This window comes from Burkholderia sp. AU45274 (assembly GCF_030482505.1).
Classification (GTDB): domain Bacteria; phylum Pseudomonadota; class Gammaproteobacteria; order Burkholderiales; family Burkholderiaceae; genus Burkholderia.
Genome location: NZ_JAUJQE010000014.1, coordinates 20773 through 44547 on the forward strand (window position 1 = coordinate 20773; position 23775 = coordinate 44547).

A 23775-nucleotide genomic window follows, 5' to 3' on the forward strand; every position below is an offset into this window, starting at 1 on the left:
AAGAAATGGCCGCTTGCGCTCGCGCGCAAACGGCCATTATCGCACTGTCGTCAGGCTCCCGCCAAACCCGGCCGAACGGCCGGGGGCGTGCCCGGACGGCTTTACTTGCCCGGCTTGACTGCTGCGACTTCCTTGTCAGCCTGCGTGCGCGTTGCCTGGATAGCTTGCGGCATGTACTTCTGCATCAGGCCGTTGACCACGTCGCGACCGACCTGATCCTGAACCTGGATGAACTTGCGGCCCGTCGGGCTCTTGTAGAACGTCGTCAGATCCTTGATCTCCGACGTGCTGTAGTACTTCGCGTAGGCGTCGTACTGAGCCGACATCGCGTCGCTCTGGAACTGTTGCGTGCCGAACACCTTGCCTGCGCCGTCAACCAGCTTCGGCACCGCGTTCTTCTGCAGCGTCGGAACGGCAGCCTGCTTCTGCTTGTCGTTCAGCGTCTTGTTTTCCGACAGCGCGTCCGACAGGATTGCCGGGACGAGTTGCTTGGCCTGCATTTCGGCGCTGTTGCCGATTGCCGACACGAGCTTCGGCGCGTCGATCGCGTCGAGCAGATCCTTGATCGCTGCCTTCTTGTCGGCGTCGATCGGCGCAGCTGCTGCCGGAGCTGCCGGTGCGGAATTCGACAGCGCTTGCGCCATCGCGAACGTCGGCACCAGTGCAGCCAGCAGAACCAGTTGCTTGAATTGCTTTTGCATCATCACTCCCTTTTGGAAATATGAATGGTTGCTCGCCGGCCGCGGCGCTTCGCGCCTGCGGCGGCTAGAGTCTCATCCGTTCTTCAGGCTTCGCCGTCCGACGCCTCGTCGGCTTCGCCCTCGCCCTCTTCGGCCTCCGCGATCTGCTGCAGGCCAGAGAGCTTGGTACCCTCATCGAGACTGATGAGTGTAACACCTTGCGTGGCACGCCCCATCTCGCGAATCTCCGAGACACGGGTGCGAATCAACACGCCGGCCGTCGTGATCAGCATGATCTGATCTTCGGCATCGACGAGCGTTGCAGCCACGACCTTGCCGTTACGCTCGGACGTCTGGATCGCGATCATACCCTTCGTGCCGCGGCCGTGACGCGTGTACTCGGTGATCGGCGTGCGCTTGCCGTAGCCGTTCTCGGTCGCGGTGAGCACCGTCTGCTCCTCGCTGCCGGCAACCAGCAGCGCGATGACCTGCTGCCCGTCCTCGAGCTGCATGCCGCGCACGCCACGCGCCTCGCGCCCCATCGGACGCACGTCGTTCTCGTCGAAGCGCACGGCCTTGCCGGAGTCGGAGAACAGCATCACGTCGTGCGCGCCGTCGGTGATCGACGCACCGATCAGGAAGTCGCCTTCGTCGAGACCGACCGCGATGATGCCCTTCTTCATCGGACGGCTGAATGCCTCGAGCGGCGTCTTCTTCACGGTGCCGAGCGACGTTGCCATGAAGATGAACTTGTCGGCCGAGAATTCCTTGACCGGCAGCACGACGTTGATCTTCTCGCCTTCCTGCAGCGGGAACATGTTGACGATCGGGCGGCCGCGCGAGTTGCGCGAGCCCTGCGGCACTTCATAGACCTTGACCCAGTACACGCGGCCGCGGTTCGAGAAGCACAGGATGTAATCGTGCGTGTTCGCGATGAACAGCGTCTCGATCCAGTCGTCTTCCTTCATCTGCGTCGCCTGCTTGCCGCGACCGCCACGCTTCTGCGCACGGTACTCGGACAGCGGCTGCGACTTCACGTAGCCCGCATGCGACATCGTGACGACCATGTCCTGCGGCGTGATCAGGTCTTCGGTGTTCAGCTCGGTCGCGTTCAGCTCGATCTTCGAGCGGCGCGCGTCGCCGAACTCGGCCTTCACCGAGGTCAGCTCCTCGCCGATCATCGTCGTGATCCGCTCGGGGCGCGCGAGGATGTCCAGCAGGTCGGCGATCTGGGCCATCACTTCGCGGTACTCGCCGATGATCTTGTCCTGCTCGAGGCCGGTCAGGCGCTGCAGACGCATCTGCAGGATTTCCTGGGCCTGCGTGTCGGACAGGCGGTACAGCCCGTCGGCCTGCATGCCGAACGCCGGGTTCAGGCCTTCCGGGCGATACGCGGAGCGGCCGCCGGCCGCCGCGTTCTCGCTCTCGGCACGCGTGAGCATCTCGCGCACGAGCGACGAATCCCACGGCTTCGCCATCAACTCCGCCTTCGCGATCGGCGGCGTCGGCGCGGCCTTGATGATCGCGATGAACTCGTCGATGTTCGCGAGCGCGACCGCGAGACCTTCGAGCACGTGGCCGCGTTCGCGGGCCTTGCGCAGTTCGTAGATCGTGCGGCGCGTCAGCACTTCGCGTCGATGCGACAGGAAGCACTGCAGGATTTCCTTCAGGTTCAGCAGCTTCGGCTGGCCGTCGACGAGCGCGACCATGTTCATGCCGAACGTATCCTGGAGCTGCGTCGCCTTGTACAGGTTGTTCAGCACCACTTCCGGCACCTCACCGCGCTTGAGCTCGATCACGACGCGCATGCCGCTCTTGTCGGACTCGTCGCGGATGTCGGAGATGCCTTCGAGCTTCTTCTCGTTGACGAGCTCGGCGATCCGCTCGAGCAGCGAGCGCTTGTTCACCTGGTACGGCAACTCGTCGACGATGATCGCCATCCGCTGGCCGCGGTCGATCTCCTCGAAGTGCGTGGCAGCACGCATCACGACGCGGCCGCGCCCGGTGCGATAGCCGTCGCGCACGCCGGCGACGCCGTAGATGATGCCGGCCGTCGGGAAATCCGGCGCCGGGATGATCTCGATCAGCTCGTCGATCGTCGCTTCCGGGTTGCCCAGCAGGTGCTGGCACGCGTCGACGACTTCGTTCAGGTTGTGCGGGGGGATGTTGGTCGCCATGCCGACCGCAATACCCGACGAGCCGTTGATCAGCAGGTTCGGGATGCGCGACGGCAGGACCGACGGCTGCATTTCGTTGCCGTCGTAGTTCGGCTCGAAATCGACCGTTTCCTTGTCGATGTCGGCGAGCAGCTCGTGACCGATCTTCGCCATGCGAATTTCGGTGTAACGCATCGCCGCGGCATTGTCGCCGTCGATCGAGCCGAAGTTGCCCTGCCCGTCGATCAGCATGTAGCGCAGCGAGAAGTCCTGCGCCATCCGCACGATCGTGTCGTAGACCGCGGTGTCACCGTGAGGGTGGTACTTACCGATCACGTCACCGACGATACGCGCCGACTTCTTGTACGCGCGGTTCCAGTCGTTGTTCAGTTCGTGCATCGCGAACAACACGCGCCGGTGCACGGGTTTCAGGCCATCGCGGACATCCGGGAGGGCACGTCCGACGATCACGCTCATCGCGTAATCGAGATACGAACGGCGCATTTCCTCTTCTAGGGAGGTGGGCAGGGTCTCTTTGGCGAATTGATCCATGTATCCGTATCGTTTCGGAGCGAAGACGGCGAACGCCTTTCGCGTGGGCGCTGCATGCGCAACGCAACGCGAGATTCTAACATGCGCCCATCAGCCGCCAATTCGCCCCCTCTATATATGAATAGCAAAAATCGCGGCGTCGGCGAATCGGCCGCAATGGCACATCGCAATCGCCCCCGACTCGTCATCACAGACGATTGCCGCGTCACGCGTTCCTCGCGCACGAGTAAACAACTGCATTCATCGGCGCAATTTCGCCGCCACACTCTTGACAATTTCTAAAAGTTACGGCAGGCCAGTGTTGCGCATGCACCACAAAGTTGAAGCGATCTTGGGGTGGGGAGGATTTTTTTTCGTAGGAAGGGAACGATATGGCAAAATGCCAACGCACTGAAAGTTAGACGCTGCTCGAAGTCTACACAGAGGCGGCGCCGCGTTTTTTGTGCCGCACCAATGTTATACTTCGAGCAATGTATGACTTGTCACCGTCAACAGGCTCGCAGTAAACCTGCGGTAATCTCAATTTCGAGAGGAGAAATATGAATAAACTTTCAAAGCTCGCGTTCATTGCAGCTACCGCAGTTATGGCTGCATCCGCTTCGGCACAGTCGGTGCCGGCGTCGCGCCAAGCCGTCAATGACAACTGGGTCAACGGCACGGGCGAATGGGTGTGGATGAACGGTACGAACGAGCTCTGCTGGCGCGATGCGTTCTGGACGCCGGCCACCGCCAACGCGAAGTGCGATGGCGCACTGGTCGCCCAGGCACCGCAGCCGCCGGTCGCTCCGGTCGCTCCGGCTATCACGAGCCAGAAGATCACGTATCAAGCTGACGCACTGTTCGACTTCGACAAGGCAACGCTCAAGCCGCTGGGCAAGCAAAAGCTGGACGAACTGGCTTCGAAGATCGAAGGCATGAACACGGAAGTGGTCGTCGCAACGGGCTACACGGACCGCATCGGTTCGGACAAGTACAACGACCGTCTGTCGCTGCGCCGTGCGCAAGCCGTGAAGTCGTACCTGGTCAGCAAGGGTGTGCCGGCCAACAAGATCTACACGGAAGGCAAGGGCAAGCGCAACCCGGTTACGACTGGCTGCAACCAGAAGAACCGCAAGCAACTCATCGCCTGCCTCGCACCGGATCGCCGCGTGGAAGTGGAAGTGGTTGGTACGCAGCAAGTGCAGAAGACGACCGTTCCGGCAAACTAAGCCGCGGTTTTCGACTGCTTCAAAGCCCCGCTCCGGCGGGGCTTTTTCTTTGACGCCCGTCCAGGCGCTCGCCGCTTCGCCGCTCGTCCGCTTCTTATATACTCGGGGCTGACGAATCGCAGCACCGCCCTCCTTCCGTAGCCCGTTTGCCGACATGACCAACGCCGACCCGCACGAACTCCAGAAATTCAGCGACCTCGCCCATCGGTGGTGGGATCCGAATGCCGAATTCAAGCCGCTGCACGACCTGAACCCGGTCCGGCTCGGCTGGATCGATGCGCATGCGCACCTCGCCGGCAAGCGCGCACTCGACATCGGCTGCGGCGGCGGCATCCTGTCCGAATCGATGGCCGGACTCGGCGCGCAGGTGAAAGGCATCGACCTGTCGACCGAAGCACTCGGCGTCGCCGACCTGCACAGTCTCGAAAGCGGCATCTCGGTCGATTACGAGGCCATCGCGGCCGAAGCGATCGCCGCGCGCGAACCGGGCACCTACGATGTCGTCACGTGCATGGAAATGCTCGAGCACGTGCCGTCGCCCGGCGATATCGTCGCCGCCTGCGCGACGCTCGTGAAGCCGGGTGGCTGGGTGTTCTTCTCGACGCTGAACCGCAACCTGAAGGCATACCTGTTCGCCGTGATCGGCGCGGAGTACATCGCGCAAATGCTGCCGAAGGGCACGCACGACTACGCGCGCTTCATCCGTCCGTCGGAACTGGCCAGCTTCGTGCGGGCAACGGATCTGCACATCGTGGAGATCAAGGGCATCACGTATCACCCGATCGGCAAGCGCTTCGCGCTGTCGAACGACGCCGACATCAACTACCTCGTCGCGTGCCGTCGCGGCGCGTGACCTTCCAACCGGCATGACGACTCCCCTCTCGACCGCGCGGGCACCACTCGACGAACCGCGCCTGCTGCACTGCGATGCCGTGCTGTTCGACCTGGACGGCACGCTCGCCGACACGGCCCCCGATCTCGCGGCCGCCGTCAACAAGATGCAACGCGTGCGCGACCTGCCCGAGACACCGCTCGACGTGCTGCGGCCGCTAGCCTCGGCCGGCGCGCGCGGCCTGCTCGGCGGTGCATTCGGCATCGATCCGCACACGCCCGGTTATGAAGCGATGCGCGACGAGTTCCTGGCCAACTACGCGACGGATCTATGCGTGCACACGACGCTGTTCCCCGGCATCGACGACGTGCTCGACGAACTCGACGCGCGCGGCGTGCGCTGGGGCATCGTCACGAACAAGGCCATGCGGCTCACGGCGCCGCTCGTCGACCTGCTCGGCCTCGCGCGGCGCGCCGCCTGCGTCGTCGGGGGTGACACAACGCCGCACCCGAAGCCGCACCCGGCCCCGTTGCTGCATGCGGCCGACCAGTTGACGCTCGCGCCTGCGCGCATCGTCTACGTCGGCGACGACCTGCGCGACATTCAAGCCGGCAGCGCCGCCGGCATGGCGACGGTCGCGGCGGCGTACGGCTATTGCGGTGATGGCGCGGCGCCGGCCGACTGGCAAGCGCAGCATCTCGTCGACACGACGCTGCAACTGCGCGAACTGCTGCGCGATGTTGGGCTATAATGATTGATCTTATCCGCGGGGGCGACCTGGTTTCGACAGGGGTTGTGAAGCGGCTAGGGCATGTCGAGGACCCGTCACCTCGTTAATCAATGGGAAAATCGTAACTGCAAACGACGATACGTTCGCACTGGCAGCCTAAGGGCCGCCGTCCTCTGCCTAGTTCACTGACGGGCTAGTGTCGCAAGACCGGTAGCAATACCGCCAGAGGTCATTTACGTCAGTTAAGCCCTGTCGGCGTCGCGACGCCAGGGTCGAAAACCTAGCGAATCGCCGTAGTGCAGCGTGTTCGTCCGCGTCGCTGCGGTTAAATCAAATGACTGAACTAAACATGTAGAACTAGTCGTGGAGCGCTTCTGGACGCGGGTTCGATTCCCGCCGCCTCCACCAAATTCCGCGCTCGCCGCACGAACCCCGCATGACGCAAGTCTGCGGGGTTTTTTGTTGCCGGCGAAACGCACTCGCCCTCTCCTTCCGAAAAAGCGCCCAGCCACGGGTGGGCCGGGCGGAATGCCACCGGACTTCCGGCGACAGGAGGTGACGGATAGCCTGCCGTGCCCGCGCGCTCATCGATCGCGCCGGCAGCGGCCCGCCCGGGTGCTGCGGCTCCAGGCGCGACGCGTCGTCGCACCCGGCATTCACGCACACCGGGCAATACGCGGTTTAGCTGCCGCGATACAGCGACTTCATTTCTTCAGCGGTGGCCGGACGCACGCCCATCGCACGCGAACCCGATGCCGATGCGCCCTGTGCCTGTGCGCCGTAACCGCTGGCGTCGGCGCCTTGCGCTTGCGCCAGCGCAGCGCGCTGCTGCTCTGCAACACGCGCCGTGGCAGCCTGGATCGCTTCCGGGTAGTGCGGATCTTCACCGCGAGCGGAGTTGTAACCAGCCTGCTGCAACTGAACCAGTTCGGCACGAACCTGCGCGCGAGTGATCGTCGAACCCGACTGGGCGAACGACACGACCGGGGCAACGAGAGCGGCAGCAACGACAACAGCTTGAACGAGCGATTTCATGATGACCTACCTCCAGATTTGTCTGTGTTCGCGGTGAACACCTTGTTCATCGCTGACAACCCGAAGTTTATGTAGGCGGATGCTTAAGAATAAGGCAGGTTTCTGGAAGACATCCTTCCTGATTTACGGGTTAACCCTAAATCACCCGGCATCGAATCACATGACGATTCGACGGAAAGCAAAAGCCCCGCGAAGCGGCAACGCTTCGCGGGGCTCGGACAAAATCGGAATCGCACGGGACGCCTGCCGCCACCGATCACACAGCCAGATCGGCACGCGCGCGCAACACCCGTCAGTTGAATCGGTGCTGCGGACGCGCCCGTCAGCCAGGTTACCGGCTATCCATCGGGCACTTCAGATTGCAGCCGTTGGGGTCCCCCAGGTCACCCTTGCGGCGCAAGGTCGACTTCTTGCCGCTCTGGTATTTCTGCGACGGCGCGGACGCCGCGAACGGCATCTGCGGATGCTCGTTCAGGCGAAACTGTTCGCTCAGGATACCGCCGGGCACACCGGGCGAATTCTGCGCGAGCGCAAACGGCGAAACAGCGGCCAGCAGCCCCGCGGACAACACTGCCGCGGTGAGGGGAACGGAAAATTTCATGGCGGGATGACGCTTGAACGGCGTACTTGTTGGAACGTTGGTCAAGCGGCAAGCGTAGCGCAAATCCCCTGCTGCTGCATCGCGGTTCGATTGCGTCCGCGTTACCGGGCATTGCCCGCCGGCACGCTCGCGCCGTCGCCGCCGGCCAGCCCCGACGCAATGCTCGCCAGCGTTCCACACGCAGCCGGATCGTAGCCGTCGAGATGCGCGACGCGCTCGACAAAGCGCGCATCGCGCAGCAGCGCCAGCACGCCGGCAAGCGGTCGCGCGTCGAGCCGCGCGCGCTCACATGCGAAGTAATAGTCTTCGTCGACGACCGGGATGAAATCGAGCCCGAAATGATGGGCGGCCGGCTCTACGCCGAAACCGAGATCGGCCATCCCGCTCGCGACGAACGCCGCGATCGCCGAATGCGTGAGCTCGGCCGACGCGTAGCCGTCGATGCGCTCGGGATCGATGCCGATCGCGCGCAGCGCGAGATCCAGCAGCATGCGCGTGCCCGACCCCGGCTGGCGATTGACGAAGCGGATGTCATTGCGCGCGAGATCCGCGAGCCCGCGAACCTGCTTCGGGTTGCCGCGCGGAATGAACAGCCCCTGCTGGCGCCTTGTCAGGTGGATCAGCACGTGGCGCGTATCGTCGAGCCACGGCCGGTAGATCTGCGCGCACTGCGCGCGAAACGCGCCGCGCGGCAGATGGAAGCCGGCCAGGTCGCACTCGCCGCGGGCAAGCGCCTGCACGGCCTCGACGCTCTCGCGATACTTGATGTCGACAGCCGCCTGCACATCGACCAGCGCGGAGACGAGCGTCGCGACCGCGTAGCCGTGCGACGCATGGATACGCACGGCGCCGTCGCGCTGCGCGAGCCGCCGATTCAGGTCGCTCGCCACTTCGGCGGCCAGCGTGCGCAGGTTCCCGTCGAGCCGGCTGCGCGCGAGGCGCTGCGCATCGACGACGGCCCGCCCGAGCGCCGACAGCGTCGAGCCCTTGCCCCGCGCGGTTTCGATCAGTTCCCCGCCGATGCACGCCTCCAGCGCACGCAGCATGCCCCACGCGTGCCGATAAGACAGCCCTTTCGCTTGCGCGGCCTGCGCAATGCTGCCCGTGTCGGCCACGAGTTCGAGCAACGGCGCCACATCCGACAGACTGGCCGCACGGCCTTCCGTGTCGCGTACGGTCAGATACGCGTCGCATTCGATACGAATCAATTATGCACTCCGATTTCCTATTGCGACCGCCAAATCTTCCGCTTATCGTTGGGCGAAATCAATCAGAACGAAGTCGCGATGCGCACTATATGAATCTCGAGCGCATATGAGACTTTGGAGGAGCACAACGGATGTCCCCGAATTCCCAAGCGCCCGACGCGCTCGTCGAGCGCCATGCGTGCGCCGGCCGGTCGCTCGTGGCGATCCTGCACGCGATCCAGGACGACGCGGGTTACGTGCCGCCAGGCTGCGTCGCGCCGCTCGCCCGCGCACTCAACCTGTCGCGCGCGGAAGTGCACGGTGTCCTGACTTACTACCACCACTTCCGCACCGCGCCGCCCGCCCGCGTGACGATCCAGATGTGCCGCGCCGAAGCGTGCCGCAGCATGGGCTGCGAAGCGCTGGCCGCGCATGCGGAAGCCCGCACGGGTTGCCGGTTCGACGCGGTGCACGGCGATGCGGCCGACGCGCATGCGCCCGGTGACGTCGCACTCGAATCGGTCTACTGCCTCGGACTGTGTGCGCAGTCGCCGTCGCTGACGGTCAACGGTGTGCTGCATGCCAAGGTCACGCCGGAGAAATTCGACGCGCTGCTTGCCGACGCGGTCGCCCGCACCCCGGAGGCCGCATGACGACCCGCGTCTATGTCCCGCGCGATTCGTCCGCGCTGGCGCTCGGCGCCGACGCGCTCGCCGCCGCGATCGAGGCGGAAGCCGAACGCCGCGGCATCGCCATCGAACTGGTCCGCAACGGTTCGCGCGGGCTGCTGTGGCTCGAGCCGCTCGTCGAGGTCGGCACGGCCGCTGGCCGCGTCGGCTATGCGAACCTGTCGGCCGCCGACGTCCCGGCCCTGTTCGATGCAAACTGGCTCGAAGGCGGCGCGCATCCGAGCGGCGTCGGCCTCGTCGACGCACTGCCCTATCTCGCGCGCCAGCAACGCCTCACGTTCGCCCGGATCGGCCTGACCGACCCGTTGTCGATCGACGACTACCTGCGATATGAAGGCCTCGCCGGCCTGAAGAACGCGCTCGCGCTCGACGGCGATGCCGCGTGCGAAACATTGATCGAATCGGGGCTGCGCGGCCGCGGCGGTGCAGCGTTCCCCGCAGGCATCAAGTGGCGCACGGTCCGGCAAGCACGCGCCACGCAGAAGTACATCGTCTGCAATGCGGACGAAGGCGATTCGGGCACGTTCTCCGACCGCCTGATCATGGAATGCGATCCGTACTGCCTGATCGAAGGGATGATCATCGCGGGCGTCGCGACCGGCGCGACGGTCGGCTACATCTACGTGCGCAGCGAATACCCGCACGCGATCGCCACGCTCGAAGCCGCGATCGTCCGCGCACGCGAAGCCGGCTGGCTCGGCGAGCACGTGCTCGGCTCCGCGCACGCGTTCGAGCTGCACGTCGCGAAAGGCGCGGGCTCGTACGTGTGCGGCGAGGAAACGGCGCTGCTCGAATCGCTCGAAGGCAAGCGCGGCGTCGTGCGTGCGAAACCGCCGCTGCCCGCGCTCGCCGGCCTGTACGGCCAGCCGACCGTCATCAACAACGTGATCACGCTCGCAACGGCACCCGTGATCTTCGCGCGCGGCGCCGCGTTCTATCGCGACTACGGGATGGGCCGCTCGCGCGGCACGCTGCCGTTCCAGCTCGCCGGCAACATCCGCCACGGCGGCCTCGTCGAACTCGCGTTCGGGGTCACGCTGCGCGAGCTGCTGTTCGATTTCGGCGGCGGCACGGCCAGCGGCCGGCCCGCACGTGCCGCGCAGGTGGGCGGCCCGCTCGGCACCTACCTGCCCGACCACCAGTGGGACGTGCCGCTCGACTACGAAGCGTATACGGCGATTGGCGCGGTGGTCGGCCACGGCGGCATCGTGCTGCACGACGATACGTCGAACCTCGCCGATCTGGCCGAATACGCGATGAAGTTCTGCGCGATCGAGTCGTGCGGCAAGTGCACGCCGTGCCGGATCGGTTCGACGCGCGGCGTCGAGACCATCGCACGCATTCGCCACGGCGATACGTCGGAGCGGCAGGTCACGCTGCTGCGCGACCTGTGCGACACGATGCTGGCCGGTTCGCTGTGCGCCATGGGCGGCATGACACCCTACCCGGTGCTGTCCGCGCTCGACCATTTCCCCGAAGATTTCGGGCTCGCTGCCGGCAAACCTGCCGCGTCGGGTCCGGTCAAGGCTGCGGCCTGACCCAGAAGGAGCCCTGCATGTCCCTCGACACGAACAACGTCCGCCAAGGCGGCTGCGGCTCGGGCCAATGCGCGTGCAAGAGCGCCGCGCAGGCGCGTGCCCTCGATCCGTTCGACGATACCGACTACGGCACGCCGCAACGGCATGCCGATACCGACGTCACGCTCGAAATCGACGGCCAGCCGGTCACGGTGCCGGCCGGCACGTCGGTGATGCGTGCGGCGATCGAAGCCGGCGTCAACGTCCCGAAGCTCTGCGCGACCGATTCGCTCGAACCGTTCGGCTCGTGCCGTCTGTGCCTCGTCGAAATCGAAGGCCGGCGCGGTTATCCGGCGTCGTGCACGACACCTGCCGAAGCCGGCATGAAGGTGCGCACGCAGTCGGACCGGCTGCAGTCGCTGCGTCGCAACGTGATGGAGCTGTACATCTCCGACCACCCGCTCGACTGCCTCACCTGCCCCGCCAACGGCGACTGCGAGCTGCAGGACATGGCCGGTGTGGTCGGGCTGCGCGAGGTGCGTTACGGCTTCGACGGTGCGAATCACCTGCGCGACAAGAAGGACGAATCGAATCCGTACTTCACGTACGACCCGTCGAAGTGCATCGTCTGCAACCGCTGCGTGCGCGCCTGCGAGGAAACGCAGGGCACGTTCGCGCTGACGATCGCCGCACGCGGCTTCGAATCACGCGTCGCGGCCGGCGAAAGCGAATCGTTCATGGCGTCGGAATGCGTGTCGTGTGGCGCGTGCGTCGCCGCCTGCCCGACCGCCACGCTGCAGGAAAAATCCATCGTGCAACTCGGGCAGGCCGAACACTCGGTCGTCACGACCTGCGCATACTGCGGCGTCGGCTGCTCGTTCAAGGCGGAGATGAAGGGCACGCAGGTCGTGCGCATGACGCCGCACAAGAACGGCCTCGCGAACGAAGGTCACGCATGCGTGAAGGGCCGCTTCGCGTGGGGCTATGCGACGCACAAGGACCGCATCACGAAGCCGATGATCCGCGAGAAGATCACCGACCCGTGGCGCGAAGTCAGCTGGGACGAAGCGCTCACCTACGCGGCAACGCAATTCCGCAAGCTGCAGGACAAGTACGGCCGCGATTCCATTGGCGGCATCACGTCGTCGCGTTGCACGAACGAGGAAACCTACCTCGTGCAGAAGCTGGTGCGCGCCGCGTTCGGCAACAACAACGTCGACACCTGCGCACGCGTGTGCCACTCGCCGACGGGCTATGGCCTCAAGACGACACTCGGCGAATCGGCCGGCACGCAGACGTTCGCATCGGTCGGCCAGGCCGACGTGATCGTCGTGATGGGCGCGAACCCGACCGACGGGCACCCGGTGTTCGGCTCTCGGCTGAAGCGGCGCGTGCGTGAAGGCGCGAAGCTGATCGTGATCGACCCGCGCCGCATCGACGTCGTCGACGGCCCGCATGTAAAGGCCACGCACCACCTGCAACTGCGCCCCGGCACCAATGTCGCGATCGTCAACGCGCTCGCCCACGTGATCGTCACCGAAGGGCTCGTCGCCGATGCATTCGTCGCCGAGCGCTGCGACACGCGCGCATTCGAGCAATGGCGCGAGTTCGTCTCGCGAGCCGACAACTCGCCCGAGGCGAGCGCCGACGTGACGGGCGTGCCGGCCGAGCTGGTACGCGAAGCCGCGCGCCTCTATGCGACGGGCGGCAATGCCGCGATCTATTACGGCTTGGGCGTGACCGAACACGCACAGGGCTCGACGACGGTGATGGGCATCGCGAACCTCGCGATGGCGACCGGCAACATCGGCCGCGAAGGCGTCGGCGTCAATCCGCTGCGCGGCCAGAACAACGTGCAGGGCTCGTGCGACATGGGCTCGTTCCCGCACGAACTGCCCGGCTACCGGCACATCGGCGACGAAGTCGTGCGCACGCAGTTCGAAGCGGCGTGGTCGGCGAAGCTGCAACCGGAACCGGGGCTGCGCATCCCGAACATGTTCGACGCGGCGCTCGACGGCAGCTTCAAGGGGCTTTACTGCCAGGGCGAGGACATCGTTCAGTCGGACCCGAATACGCAGCACGTCGCGGCCGCGCTGTCGGCAATGGAATGCATCGTCGTGCAGGACATCTTCCTGAACGAGACCGCGAAATACGCGCACGTGCTGCTGCCCGGCTCGTCGTTCCTCGAGAAGGACGGCACGTTCACGAACGCGGAACGCCGCATCTCGCGCGTGCGCAAGGTGATGCCGCCGCTCGCGGGCTACGCGGACTGGGAAGTCACGCTGATGCTGTCGCGCGCGCTCGGCTACGAGATGGACTATGCGCATCCGTCGGAAATCATGGACGAGATCGCCCGGCTCACGCCGACCTTCTCGGGTGTGTCGTACGCGAAGCTCGACACGCTCGGCAGCATTCAGTGGCCGTGCAACGAGCACGCGCCGGAAGGCACGCCGACGATGCACATCGACGCATTCGTGCGCGGCAAGGGCAAGTTCGTGATCACGCAGTTCATCGCGTCGCCGGAGAAGGTCACGCAGCGCTATCCGCTGATCCTGACGACGGGCCGCATCCTGTCGCAGTACAACGTCGGCGCGCAGACCCGCCGCACCGAGAACGTGCGGTGGCACGAAGAGGATCGCCTCGAGATCCATCCGCACGACGCGCAGGATCGCGGTATCCGCAGCGGCGACTGGGTCGGCATCGAATCGCGTGCGGGGCAGACGGTGCTGCGCGCGCTCGTGACCGAACGCATGCAACCGGGTGTCGTTTATACGACGTTCCACTTCCCGGAATCGGGCGCGAACGTGATCACGACGGACAGCTCGGACTGGGCGACGAACTGCCCCGAGTACAAGGTGACGGCCGTGCAGGTGCTGCCCGTCGCGCAGCCGTCCGACTGGCAGCAAGCGTATGCGCGCTTCAACGCGGAGCAGCTCGACCTGCTCGAGCGCCGCGCCGGCGTGACGACAGGCAAGTGAGGACGCGATGGACAACGGACACCTGATCGACATGGCCAACCAGATCGGCGCATTCTTCGAATCGATGCCCGATCGAGACGAAGCGCTGACCGGCATCGCCGACCATATCCGGCGCTTCTGGGAGCCGCGGATGCGCCGCGCGTTTCTCGCGGCGCTCGACGATCCGTCGAGCGAGGCCGGGCAACGTGCGGCACCGATCGTGCGCGACGCGATCGCCGTGCACCGCGCGTCGCTCGTACCCGCCACGGCGAGCGCCTGACGGCACCGCTACGCGGGCCGCGACAGGCCCGCGAACCAGCTTTCGCAGTGGCGCAGCAGCGCGTTCGCATCGGTCGCCGTGCGCCCGCGCACGGCGACGTAACCATCCGGCCGCAGCAGGTAAAACGACGGCCGCGAGCGGCCGTATTCCTGCGCGAGCCCGGCATCGCCGCCGTCGGCATCGGTGACGCGCCAGACGCGCACCGCATCCGGCATGATCCGCTCGAGCCCCTGCACGAGCGCCTGCGCATCGGTCGGCATCGGCGGCACCGCACCGGTGTCGGCATTCTCCGGCTCTTCCAGCAACAGCAACGTGAAGCTCGTCGGATCGTGCAGGTCGTATAGCCGCGCCGTTCCAGGCGCCTGACCGAGCGGCCCGTCGAGCACCCGCACGTGCGCGTCGGGTGCCCGCTCGCCTGCGCGCGGCCCGCCATCGAGCACGCGCTCGAGCGTCAGCGGACTCTTCCGGTACTGCACGCCGAGCTCGCTGACCGTGCGCCGCACCGCATCGCGCATCGGCCCGAACGACGCCAGCACCGGCACGACGTGATCGCGCAGCAGCTTCATCGCGCCACGCTCGGCTTCGACGATCTGCGTGACGAAACCGGTCTGCCGCAACACGTCGCGCTCGATCGGATGACGCTCCGCGTGATACGTGTCGAGCAGCCGCTCGGGCGTGCCCGCGCCGAGCACGCGCGCGAGCTTCCAGCCAAGATTGAACGCCTCCTGGATGCCGGTGTTCATGCCCTGCGCGCCGGCCGGGCTGTGAACATGCGCGGCGTCGCCCGCGAAGAACACGCGGCCGTGACGCAACCGGTCGACCATCCGGCTGTGCAGATGAAAATACGACGACCACGCGAGATCGCTCGGCGAGATCGACGCGCCGGCACGGGCACGCACGATCGCGTCGCATTCCGCAAGCGACGGGGTCGGCGCATCGGGCGACGCGTCGCCGCCGGGCGGCCGGTCGGCCACGAGCCGGTAACGGCCGCCGCCCATCGGAAACAGGCCGGCGATGCCTTCGGATGTCGTGAACAGATGGATCTCTTCGTCCGGCCAGTCGGGTATCGCCGCGAAATCGGCGAGCAGGAAGGTCTGCTCGAACGCATGCCCGGCGAAGCCCAGGCCGAGCAGATGCCTGACCGTGCTGTGCGCGCCGTCGGCGGCGATCAGGTACGACGGCGCGAACGATTCGTCGCGGCCGTCGGCGCGGCGGATCGACACGTCGAGCGACGCACCGCTCGCATCGCACGCGGTCAGCGTCGCGCCGCGCTCGACCGTCACGCCGAGCCGGGCCAGATGTTCGGCAAGCAGGCGCTCGGTGACGGTCTGGTCGAGAAACAGCAAGTACGGATAGCGCGTTTGCAACGGATCGAAATCGAGCCGCGCGATCACGCGGCCGTCGGCATGCAACTCGGCCGCGTGGGCACGATGACCGAGCGCGAGAAACGGCTCGACCGCGCGATGCTGCTCCAGCAGTTCGAGCGTGCGCGCCTGGATGCCGATCGCGCGCGAATACGGCGCGGGCGCAGCGAGCCGATCGATGATGCGCACCGGCACGCGGGCTCGCGCGAGGCTCATCGCCGCGGCAAGGCCGGTCGGCCCCGCGCCGACGATCAGCACGGGCGGGATATCGGGCAGTGTGTCAGCCATGAGAACCTCGATGACACGCGACCCTGCAAGTCTACGCCGCTCCGCGTGACGGGGCCATATGCCGATCGGCCGACGCGCGGCATCATCGCGCGGTGTGGGAAAATACGCGCTTTCCGCCAGTTTTCGCGTTATGGATTCCGCATTCGACCGGGCGTATGCCGCACACCGCGCGGGCCGCCTCGCCGAGGCCGAGCACGGCTATCGCAACGCGCTCGCCTCCAATCCCGCCGACGCCGACGCGCTGCATCTGTTCGGCGTGCTGCGGCACCAGCAGGGCCAGCACGCCGAGGCGGCCGATCTCGTCGGCCGCGCCGTCGCGCTGCGGCCGGGCGATGCCGCGCTGCAGCTCAATCTCGGCAACGCGCTGAAGGCGCTCGGACGGCTCGACGAAGCAGTCGACCGCTTTCGCAACGCGCTGACGCTCGCGCCCGAATTTCCGCTCGCGCACTACAACCTCGGCAACGCGTATGCGGCGCTGCAGCGCCACGACGACGCGATCGATGCATTCGGCCGCGCGCTGCGGCTCACGCCCGACGATGCATCGATCCACAACAATCTCGGCAACGCGCTGAACGCGCTCGGCCGCCACGACGACGCGCTCGCCGCGTTCCGTCGCGCGCTCGAGCTGCGGCCCGGGCATGCGGGCGCGCACAACAACCTCGCGATGGCGCTGAACGCGATGGGCCGCGCCGACGACGCAATCGCGCACTTCCAGGCCGCGATCGCCGCGCAGCCGCGCTTCGTCGCCGCCCATTTCAATCTCGGCAACACGTTCGATGCGGTCGGCCGGCATGCGGAGGCGGCCGCCGCGTTCGAAGCCGCGCTCGCGCTGCATCCGCCGTTTCCGCTCGCGCTGTTCGGGCTCGCGAACGCACTGAGCGCGCAGGCCCGCCACCGCGACGCGCTGCCCTACTACGAGCGTGCCGTCGGTCTCGACCCGTCGTTCAGCCTGGCCTGGCTGAATCTCGGCAACGCACATCACGCGCTCGGTGCGCACGAGATGGCGCTGCGCGCGTTCGACCAGGCACTGCGCGTCGCCCCCGATCTCACACTGGCACGGCTGCACCGCGCGGTCACGCTGCTGACGCTCGGCGACTTCACGCGCGGCCTGCCCGCCTACGAAGCGCGCCACGACACGCCCGGCGCGACGCCGCTCGGCACGCTGCCGCGCTGGCAAGGCGAGCCGATTGCGTCGCGCACGCTGCTGATCCGCGCGGAACAGGGCTTCGGCGACACGCTGCAGTTCGTCCGCTTCGTGCCGCTCGCCCGCGCACGCTGCGCGCGCGTCGTGCTCGAAGTCCAGCCGGAACTGGTTACGCTGCTGGCGCCGGCCGCGGCGCGCTGGCGCGTGACGCTCGTCGCGCTGGGCGCGCCAAGACCGCCTGCCGCGGATGTCGCGTGCACGCTGATGAGCCTGCCGTTCCTGCTCGGGCTTCAGACGAAGGAGGACATCGTCGCGGGCTCGCGCTACCTCGACGCGCCCGACGGCGCCGGCCGGCGTTTTCGCGGCTCGCTCGGCGGCCAGTCGAAGCGCAAGTTCGGCCTTGCGTGGTCGGGGCGCCGGCAGGCGCAGGAAAACCGTTCGATGCCGTTCGACGCGCTCGCACCGCTGCTCGCGCTGCCGGACATCGACTGGATCGTGCTGCAGCCCGCACTCGACGACGACGAACGCGCGCGCGTCGACGCGCATCCGCGCGTGCATCGGCTCGACGGCCGGCTGAACGACTTTGCCGACACGGCCGCGCTGATCGATCGGCTCGACGGCGTCGTCACGATCGATACGGCGGTCGCGCACCTGGCCGGCGCGCTCGGCAAGCCGCTGTGGGTGATGCTACCGTTCGCGCCCGACTGGCGCTGGTTCACCGGCGACGACTGCCCGTGGTATCCGCAGGCCAGGCTCGCCCGCCAGCCCGCGCCGGGAGAATGGCACGACGTGGCGGCCGCGGTCGCCGGCATGCTGCGCGAAGCCTGAACGCAGACGAACAAAGGGAGCGCGCCGCGCTCCCTTTTTCATTGCATGGTGTGCGGCCGGCGCCGCGCGTCATACCGCTGCCGGTCAGGCCGCCTTGTACTGGTTGCGCGCCTCGGCCGTGCGATACAGCACGAGTGTCGCGATCAGCCCGCAAATCGCGGCAACGCTCAGCCACAGCCCCGGCGCCGCCTTGTTCCCGGTCTGATGAATCAGCAGTGTCGAGATCGCAGGCGTGAAGCCGCCGATCGTCGTCGCCAGGCTGTATGCCAGCGAGAAACCCGCCGTGCGCACGTCGGCCGGCATCACTTCGGTCAGCGCGACGACCATCGCCCCGTTGTACGACGCGTACAGGAACGACAGCCACAGCTCGACCGCGAGCAGCCGCAGGAACGACGGATCGCCGACGAGCCACAGCACGGCCGGGTAGGCCGTCAACAGCGTCAGCACCGTGAACGCGATCAGCACCGGGCGGCGACCGATGCGGTCGGACAACGCACCGGACAGCGGCAGCCATACGAGATTGGAGATCCCCACGCAGACGGTCACGACGAGTGCATCGAGCGACGACAGGTGCAGCACTTCCTTGCCGAACGTCGGCGTATAGGCGGTGATCATGTAGAACGACACCGTCGTCATGATCACCATCCCCATGCCCGCCACCACGATGCCCCAGTTGTCGAGCATCGAACGCATGATCTCGCCCATCGTCGGACGATGACGCTTCGCGAGGAACTCGTCGGTCTCCTTCAGCGAACGACGGATCAGGAACAGGAACGGCACGATCAGGCAGCCGATCAGGAACGGAATGCGCCAGCCCCACGCGGTCATCTCCTCGGCCGGCAGTGCGCGGTTCAGCAGCACGCCGACGAGCGCGGCGAACACGACGGCCACCTGCTGGCTGCCCGACTGCCACGACGTATAGAACCCCTTGTGCCCCTTCGTCGCGATCTCCGACAGGTAGACCGACACGCCGCCGAGTTCGACGCCGGCCGAGAAGCCCTGCAGCAGCCGGCCGAGCAGCACGAGCACCGGCGCGAGCACGCCGATCGTCGCATAGCCGGGTATCGCGGCCACCGCGAGCGTGCCGATCGCCATCAGCCCGAGCGTCAGGATCAGCCCCTTGCGGCGGCCGTGATGGTCGATGTACGCGCCGAGCACGATCGCGCCGACCGGCCGCATCAGGAAGCCCGCGCCGAACACCGACAGCGACAGCATCAGCGACGCAAATGCGTTGCCACTCGGGAAGTAGGTTTTCGCGATGGCCGACGCGTAATAGCCGTAGACCATGAAGTCGTACATTTCCAGGAAGTTGCCGCTGACGACCCGGAACACGGTGCGGAATTTCGATTCCTGCGCGATGGCGTGTGACGCTGTGGACATGTTTTTCTCGCTCAGCTCGGATGGCGCGAATCCGCGCCGCATGGATCCGACGACGCACGCGGCGCCGGGCCGGCGCGCACGGGCATCGCTGCCCGCCAGCGGCGCACCGCGCAACGACGCGCGCACCGGCATGGTTCGCGCATCATGCCACGCCAACCCGACATTTGCCTTGTGTCGCCCCTGCCGGTGCGGTCGCGGCGCTCTCCTCGTACGAGTCGTCCCGAAACGGCAGCAAAAATCAGATTGATCTGATCGACCGGCCTTCGCCGGCTGACGACAATGTCTCGATTTGCGACGACATATCCGCGCCGCACCGGCACGGTTGCCCGTGTCGCATGGCGCACCGCCCTCATGACCCCATCGCCCCTCGTCCCCGTTGCAGGCGCACTCGCCCGCCCCCGCGTCGCTCCGCTCGATCACGTGCCGTCGCTCGGCCGCGACTGGACCTTTCGCGGCGCGCCCGGTGCGCGGCCCGGCAAGCACTGCCTCGCGACACTGACGACGTCCTGCATCGACGTGGACCGGCCGCACCGCGCGTGCCACTGGAAGCCGCTGTCCATCACGGCGTCGGCACCGACGCGTGCCGGGTCGCCGGTTGCACTGCCTGCCGCCGCGGCCCCGTGCTCCCGCCGTATCGCCGGCGGCTTTCGCGACCGGCGTGCGAAGTACGCGATCTGCTGGAGTATCGGCGCGCTCGGCATCATCGGCTGGCTGATTGCCGCATATGAACCGATTGCAGGGTTCGGGCCTGCCTACGCGATTCACGCGGCAGGTGACGTACCGGATCACGCTACGTCGTCGTCCGGGGCCGTGCGGGTCGCTGCGGTTCAGCCGCGTACGTCGACGAGCGCGCCTCCGCAGCGCAAGATGGCCGCGCCTGTCGCGACAACGGCCGAGCCACTGCCGGCCACGCACCAGGTCGCGCGTCCTCCGGCATCGCTTCGTCCAAAGGCAACATCCGGCGTGCCGCCGACCGCCACTGCCACTGCCGCATCGCCTCGTTCGAGCGGCAAGCGCATGGCGGCGGCGCCGGTCCCAACACCAACCCTGACGCGGATGGCCACGCGGCCGCCGATCCGCGGCAGCACGGTCGACACCCGCACCCGCGATCGGCTCGCCGCATTGCCGCGTGCAACCGGCGACATGCGCGACACGCTCGATGATCCGCTCACGCTGATCGCGATGGCGAGCGCGCTGCGCGCTACCGAGCCTGTCCGCGCCACGCGCGCGCCCGCCACCGGTGTGGACTGGACGGCGCAGCTGTCCCACCGCCGCCTGACCGATACGCCGGACGCATTCGCGCGCTGACGGCCCGGCCATAAAAAAACCCGGCGAAGCCTGCTTCGCCGGGTTTTGCTCGTCTCTGCGTCCGTCTGACGACTCGTTACTTGTGCGCGGGCAGCCCCGTCTCGGTCTGCTTCTCGAGCTGTCGCACCTGCTCCTGCAGATCGCGCAGCTGCACCTGTGCAGCCCGCTTCTCGACCTGCAGCGCCTGCGCCTGCTCCTGCGCCGAGCGCTGCCGCTGCGCGACTTCAGCCTGCTGGCTGCGCGCAACGCTCAAGTCGGCCTGCAACTGCTGCGCACGATTCGCCTGCAGCGCGATCACGCGCTCGAGAAACGCCTTCTGCGCCTCCAGCTCGGTGCGGCGGATCTCGATATCGGCGAGTTGTACGGTCTGCTGAACGAAGTTCGCGTACACCATCTCCGCGCGGCTCTTCTCCTGCGACCGGATTACGCGCCACAAATGCTTGTCCTGGAACAGCGCGACGTAGTACGTCATCTCGCGCGGGTCGAACATCAGGCTCGCACCGTAGCTGCCGTTGTACGTCGTGCGCATCTCGACGATCCGGCCGTCGTGCAGCATCTGCGTCAGCTCGGCGACGTTGCCTTGTGCGGAGGCATCCGGCGCCGCCGTGGCGGATGCCGCCGTGTCGCCGCGCAGGCTCGTGACCGCCGGACGCGTTCCGGCGGCGGGCGCCGTCGCGTCGGCGGACCAGGCCGCGCCCGCTTGCGCGCAGGCAGCCAGCGCGACGATCCACGTGGCGCATCGTGCAGGGGAAAAATTTCGGAAAGCCAACGTCAAACTCCGGCGAACGAATCGGAACTCGCGATTATCGTTCAAAACGAAACGGCCGCATCTCGAATTTGTCGGGATGCGGCCGGCCTTCGTGCGACGCGAAGCTTGCGGCTTGCTATAGGCGGGTTTCGCGCGCCGCGCGCAGGAATGCATCGAGCAGCGGCGTGCAGTCGAGCAGCTCCGACCCGCCGGCCCGATGGAACTCGGGGTGCCACTGCACGCCGACGACGAACGGCGAACGGCGATGGCGAATGCCTTCGATGATCCCGTCGCCGGCCGACACTGCCTCGATGTTCAGATCGCGACCGAGATCGCGGATCGCCTGATGGTGGATCGAGTTGACGATCGCTTCGCTGCGCCCCGGGAACATGCTCGCAAGCGTCGACGAATCCGGGAAGCGGATCGCGTGACGATGCTGGTCGTAATGCTCGCTCACGTGCGCATTCGCGGTCGGCACGTCGGTGGCGATGTCCTGGTACAGCGAACCGCCGAACGCGACGTTGATCAGCTGGCAGCCGCGGCACACGCCGAGCACGGGTTTGCCGGACTCGACGAACTCGTGCAGCAGCTCGAGCTCGTACATGTCGCGCACGCGATCGCCCGGCCATTCGGGGCGGGCGTCGGACGCGGCATAGGTTTGCGGCGATACGTCTGCGCCGCCCTGCAGCAGCAGGCCGTCGAGATGCTTCGCGTAGTCGCGCAGGCGGATGTTGCTCGGATGAATCATGCCCTGATGGCCGACGGTCGGAATCATGAACACGAGCACGTCGCGCGACATGACCCAGTGCGCGATCGATTCCTCGAGGTACTGGAGCGTCTTGCCTCTCAGCCCCTTCGCACCCGGTTCCGGATGGAAGATCCGCGCCGACACGCCGATGCGCAGCGTGCGCTGCGTGATGCGCTGGCCGGCACGGTCGAACAGCCGGCGCGCGCGCGCGGCCACGATCCGGCCGAATACCGACCACGGCGTGTCGCTCTGCTTCAGATAGGCCGGCGGCGCATTCTGCGCGCTCGCGGGCGGCGGGCGCGGCGTGTCGAAATCAGGCTGCGCGCCGAAACCGGGTGGCGGCGTGCCGGCCTTCGGCGGCGCGGCGGCAGCAGCCGCACCATCGATGGCGGCGCTGGTCGCCCCGGGCGCGCCCGGCTCGGATGCAGCCGTAACCGGTGACGCGCCGTCGGCAGCGACGTTCTGCGCGGCGGCCTGGGTGGCCGGCGCATCGGGCGCTTTCGCCGGATCGGTACGGGGTGAATCGGAAGAAACGGAGGAGGTGCCGGGCAGACCGGCCGGGGAAGGCGTGTTTTCGCTCATGACGATGGTCTGGTACGTCGCTCACGCGTATGGATAAACGAAGATTCATTATGCTTCAGCGCACGATCGAGCGGCAAACCTGCAACATCCTGTCGATATTGTTGCAAGTCGACGGCAAACTGCGTCGGGGAGCGTTCCCGCCCGCGCGCCGGCCAGGCGGATGCGGCATCGCCGGTACTGGACATCAGTGATATATCACAATAATATCCACGCATCGTCCACGCTTCCCGACCGCCAGCGCCATGATCGCGCCCCGTCCGGCCGCCGCGCCGCACCCCGCATGAATGTCCTCGCCGACGTCACCCACGAGCACCCGGCCGCACCGACGGCCAGCCTCGCCGACCGCGCATATGCGCTGATCCAGCACGACATCATCACGATGCGCCTGAAGCCCGGCGCCGCCCTCAACGAAGCCGACCTCGTCGCCCGCACCGGCATCGGCCGCACGCCGGTGCACCAGGCCGTGCATCGGCTCGTGCTCGAAGGGCTGCTGTCCGTGATGCCGCGCAAGGGATTGATGGTGCAGCCGCTGTCGCTCGACGACATCGTCGCGGTGATCGACGTGCGGCGCATCAACGAAGCACACTGCGCGGAACTCGCCGCGCGCCACGCAACGCCTGACGATCTCGCGCGCCTGGCCGCGCTGCTCGACGACGGGCAGGCCTGCGTCGACACGCACGACGTCGAAGGCATGATGGAACTCGACCGCGCATTCCACCAGGCGATCGCCGCGGCCGCGCGCAATGCGGTCCTCGCCGACATCCTGCGCGGGCTGCACGAGCGCTCGCTGCGCTTCTGGTTCGTCACGCTGTCCGAACCTCACCATCTCGCCGACGTCCAGCACGAGCATCGCGAACTGTTCGATCGGCTGTCCGCGCGCGACGCCGCCGGTGCACGCGCGGCCGTTGAAAGTCATATCGATTCGTTCCGCTCCACGCTTCTTCAACATCTTCGCCCCTGA

At 66.8% G+C, this 23775-nt stretch carries 19 protein-coding genes and 1 other RNA gene; 11 read left to right on the forward strand and 9 right to left on the reverse strand.

Annotation, left to right across the window (positions count from 1 at the left end):
• Nucleotides 1-101 precede the first annotated feature (101 nt).
• Both QZM35_RS33130 and gyrA read right to left on the reverse strand, forming a co-directional pair.
• Nucleotides 102-701: a DUF2059 domain-containing protein gene (locus tag QZM35_RS33130; RefSeq protein ID WP_006486966.1), complete on the reverse strand. Its 600-nt coding sequence runs from the start codon at nt 699-701 to the stop codon at nt 102-104.
• Between the two features lie 83 nt (nt 702-784).
• Complete coding sequence (gyrA, locus tag QZM35_RS33135; protein ID WP_089424798.1) at nt 785-3388, reverse strand: DNA gyrase subunit A; 2604 nt, start codon at nt 3386-3388, stop codon at nt 785-787.
• Nucleotides 3389-3927: 539 nt separating this feature from the next.
• Between gyrA and ompA the strand changes: the two genes are divergently transcribed.
• From ompA to ssrA, 4 genes are all read left to right on the forward strand, one after another.
• Nucleotides 3928-4596: an outer membrane protein OmpA gene (gene ompA / locus QZM35_RS33140; RefSeq protein WP_006476579.1), complete on the forward strand. Its 669-nt coding sequence runs from the start codon at nt 3928-3930 to the stop codon at nt 4594-4596.
• Between the two features lie 154 nt (nt 4597-4750).
• Nucleotides 4751-5449 carry a bifunctional 2-polyprenyl-6-hydroxyphenol methylase/3-demethylubiquinol 3-O-methyltransferase UbiG gene (gene ubiG, locus QZM35_RS33145; RefSeq protein WP_089424797.1) on the forward strand — a complete coding sequence of 233 codons (699 nt, stop codon included), beginning with the start codon at nt 4751-4753 and terminating at the stop codon, nt 5447-5449.
• 13 nt (nt 5450-5462) lie between these two features.
• Entirely contained in the window at nt 5463-6179 is a 717-nt protein-coding gene (gene gph, locus QZM35_RS33150; RefSeq protein ID WP_089424796.1) for a phosphoglycolate phosphatase, read from the forward strand.
• Between the two features lie 17 nt (nt 6180-6196).
• Nucleotides 6197-6566: a transfer-messenger RNA gene (ssrA, locus tag QZM35_RS33155) on the forward strand.
• Nucleotides 6567-6839: 273 nt separating this feature from the next.
• On the opposite strand, the gene QZM35_RS33160 is transcribed toward ssrA, so the two are convergent.
• The 3 genes from QZM35_RS33160 to QZM35_RS33170 form a co-directional block, all read right to left on the reverse strand.
• On the reverse strand, nt 6840-7193 hold the full coding sequence (locus QZM35_RS33160) for a DUF4148 domain-containing protein (RefSeq protein WP_069247423.1): 354 nt from the start codon (nt 7191-7193) through the stop codon (nt 6840-6842).
• Between the two features lie 331 nt (nt 7194-7524).
• On the reverse strand, nt 7525-7794 hold the full coding sequence (locus tag QZM35_RS33165; protein WP_089424777.1) for a hypothetical protein: 270 nt from the start codon (nt 7792-7794) through the stop codon (nt 7525-7527).
• 101 nt (nt 7795-7895) lie between these two features.
• Nucleotides 7896-9002: a substrate-binding domain-containing protein gene (locus QZM35_RS33170; protein ID WP_301777537.1), complete on the reverse strand. Its 1107-nt coding sequence runs from the start codon at nt 9000-9002 to the stop codon at nt 7896-7898.
• Between the two features lie 131 nt (nt 9003-9133).
• On the opposite strand from QZM35_RS33170, the gene QZM35_RS33175 reads away from it, so the two are divergent.
• Genes QZM35_RS33175 through QZM35_RS33190 form a run of 4 tightly spaced genes read left to right on the forward strand, consistent with a single transcriptional unit; the run spans nt 9134 to nt 14424 of the window.
• Nucleotides 9134-9634, forward strand: a complete 501-nt coding sequence (locus QZM35_RS33175) for an NAD(P)H-dependent oxidoreductase subunit E (RefSeq protein ID WP_301777538.1) — start codon at nt 9134-9136, stop codon at nt 9632-9634.
• Entirely contained in the window at nt 9631-11208 is a 1578-nt protein-coding gene (locus QZM35_RS33180) for an NADH-quinone oxidoreductase subunit NuoF (RefSeq protein ID WP_301777539.1), read from the forward strand. The genes QZM35_RS33175 and QZM35_RS33180 overlap by 4 nt, the downstream gene beginning before the upstream one ends.
• Nucleotides 11209-11225: 17 nt before the next feature.
• Complete coding sequence (fdhF, locus tag QZM35_RS33185) at nt 11226-14165, forward strand: formate dehydrogenase subunit alpha (RefSeq protein WP_301777540.1); 2940 nt, start codon at nt 11226-11228, stop codon at nt 14163-14165.
• Between the two features lie 7 nt (nt 14166-14172).
• Nucleotides 14173-14424, forward strand: a complete 252-nt coding sequence (locus QZM35_RS33190) for a formate dehydrogenase subunit delta (protein WP_089424772.1) — start codon at nt 14173-14175, stop codon at nt 14422-14424.
• A gap of 8 nt (nt 14425-14432) precedes the next feature.
• Here the strand turns inward: QZM35_RS33190 and QZM35_RS33195 are convergent, their stop codons facing one another.
• Nucleotides 14433-16076 (reverse strand): FAD-dependent monooxygenase, encoded by a 1644-nt coding sequence (locus tag QZM35_RS33195; protein WP_301777541.1) that lies wholly within the window; start codon nt 16074-16076, stop codon nt 14433-14435.
• Nucleotides 16077-16134: 58 nt separating this feature from the next.
• On the opposite strand from QZM35_RS33195, the gene QZM35_RS33200 reads away from it, so the two are divergent.
• Nucleotides 16135-18048 (forward strand): tetratricopeptide repeat protein, encoded by a 1914-nt coding sequence (locus tag QZM35_RS33200; protein ID WP_301777542.1) that lies wholly within the window; start codon nt 16135-16137, stop codon nt 18046-18048.
• An 84-nt stretch (nt 18049-18132) separates the two neighbouring features.
• Here the strand turns inward: QZM35_RS33200 and QZM35_RS33205 are convergent, their stop codons facing one another.
• Nucleotides 18133-19428, reverse strand: a complete 1296-nt coding sequence (locus tag QZM35_RS33205; RefSeq protein ID WP_089425864.1) for an MFS transporter — start codon at nt 19426-19428, stop codon at nt 18133-18135.
• Between the two features lie 351 nt (nt 19429-19779).
• Between QZM35_RS33205 and QZM35_RS33210 the strand changes: the two genes are divergently transcribed.
• Nucleotides 19780-20736: a hypothetical protein gene (locus QZM35_RS33210; protein WP_301777543.1), complete on the forward strand. Its 957-nt coding sequence runs from the start codon at nt 19780-19782 to the stop codon at nt 20734-20736.
• 76 nt (nt 20737-20812) lie between these two features.
• Here QZM35_RS33210 and QZM35_RS33215 read toward each other — a convergent pair whose 3' ends face one another.
• Together QZM35_RS33215 and QZM35_RS33220 are read right to left on the reverse strand one after the other, a co-directional pair.
• Entirely contained in the window at nt 20813-21505 is a 693-nt protein-coding gene (locus QZM35_RS33215; RefSeq protein ID WP_174976125.1) for a DUF2968 domain-containing protein, read from the reverse strand.
• Nucleotides 21506-21620: 115 nt separating this feature from the next.
• On the reverse strand, nt 21621-22814 hold the full coding sequence (locus QZM35_RS33220; RefSeq protein WP_301777544.1) for a gamma-glutamyl-gamma-aminobutyrate hydrolase family protein: 1194 nt from the start codon (nt 22812-22814) through the stop codon (nt 21621-21623).
• A 280-nt stretch (nt 22815-23094) separates the two neighbouring features.
• On the opposite strand from QZM35_RS33220, the gene QZM35_RS33225 reads away from it, so the two are divergent.
• Nucleotides 23095-23775 carry a GntR family transcriptional regulator gene (locus QZM35_RS33225; RefSeq protein WP_089424767.1) on the forward strand — a complete coding sequence of 227 codons (681 nt, stop codon included), beginning with the start codon at nt 23095-23097 and terminating at the stop codon, nt 23773-23775.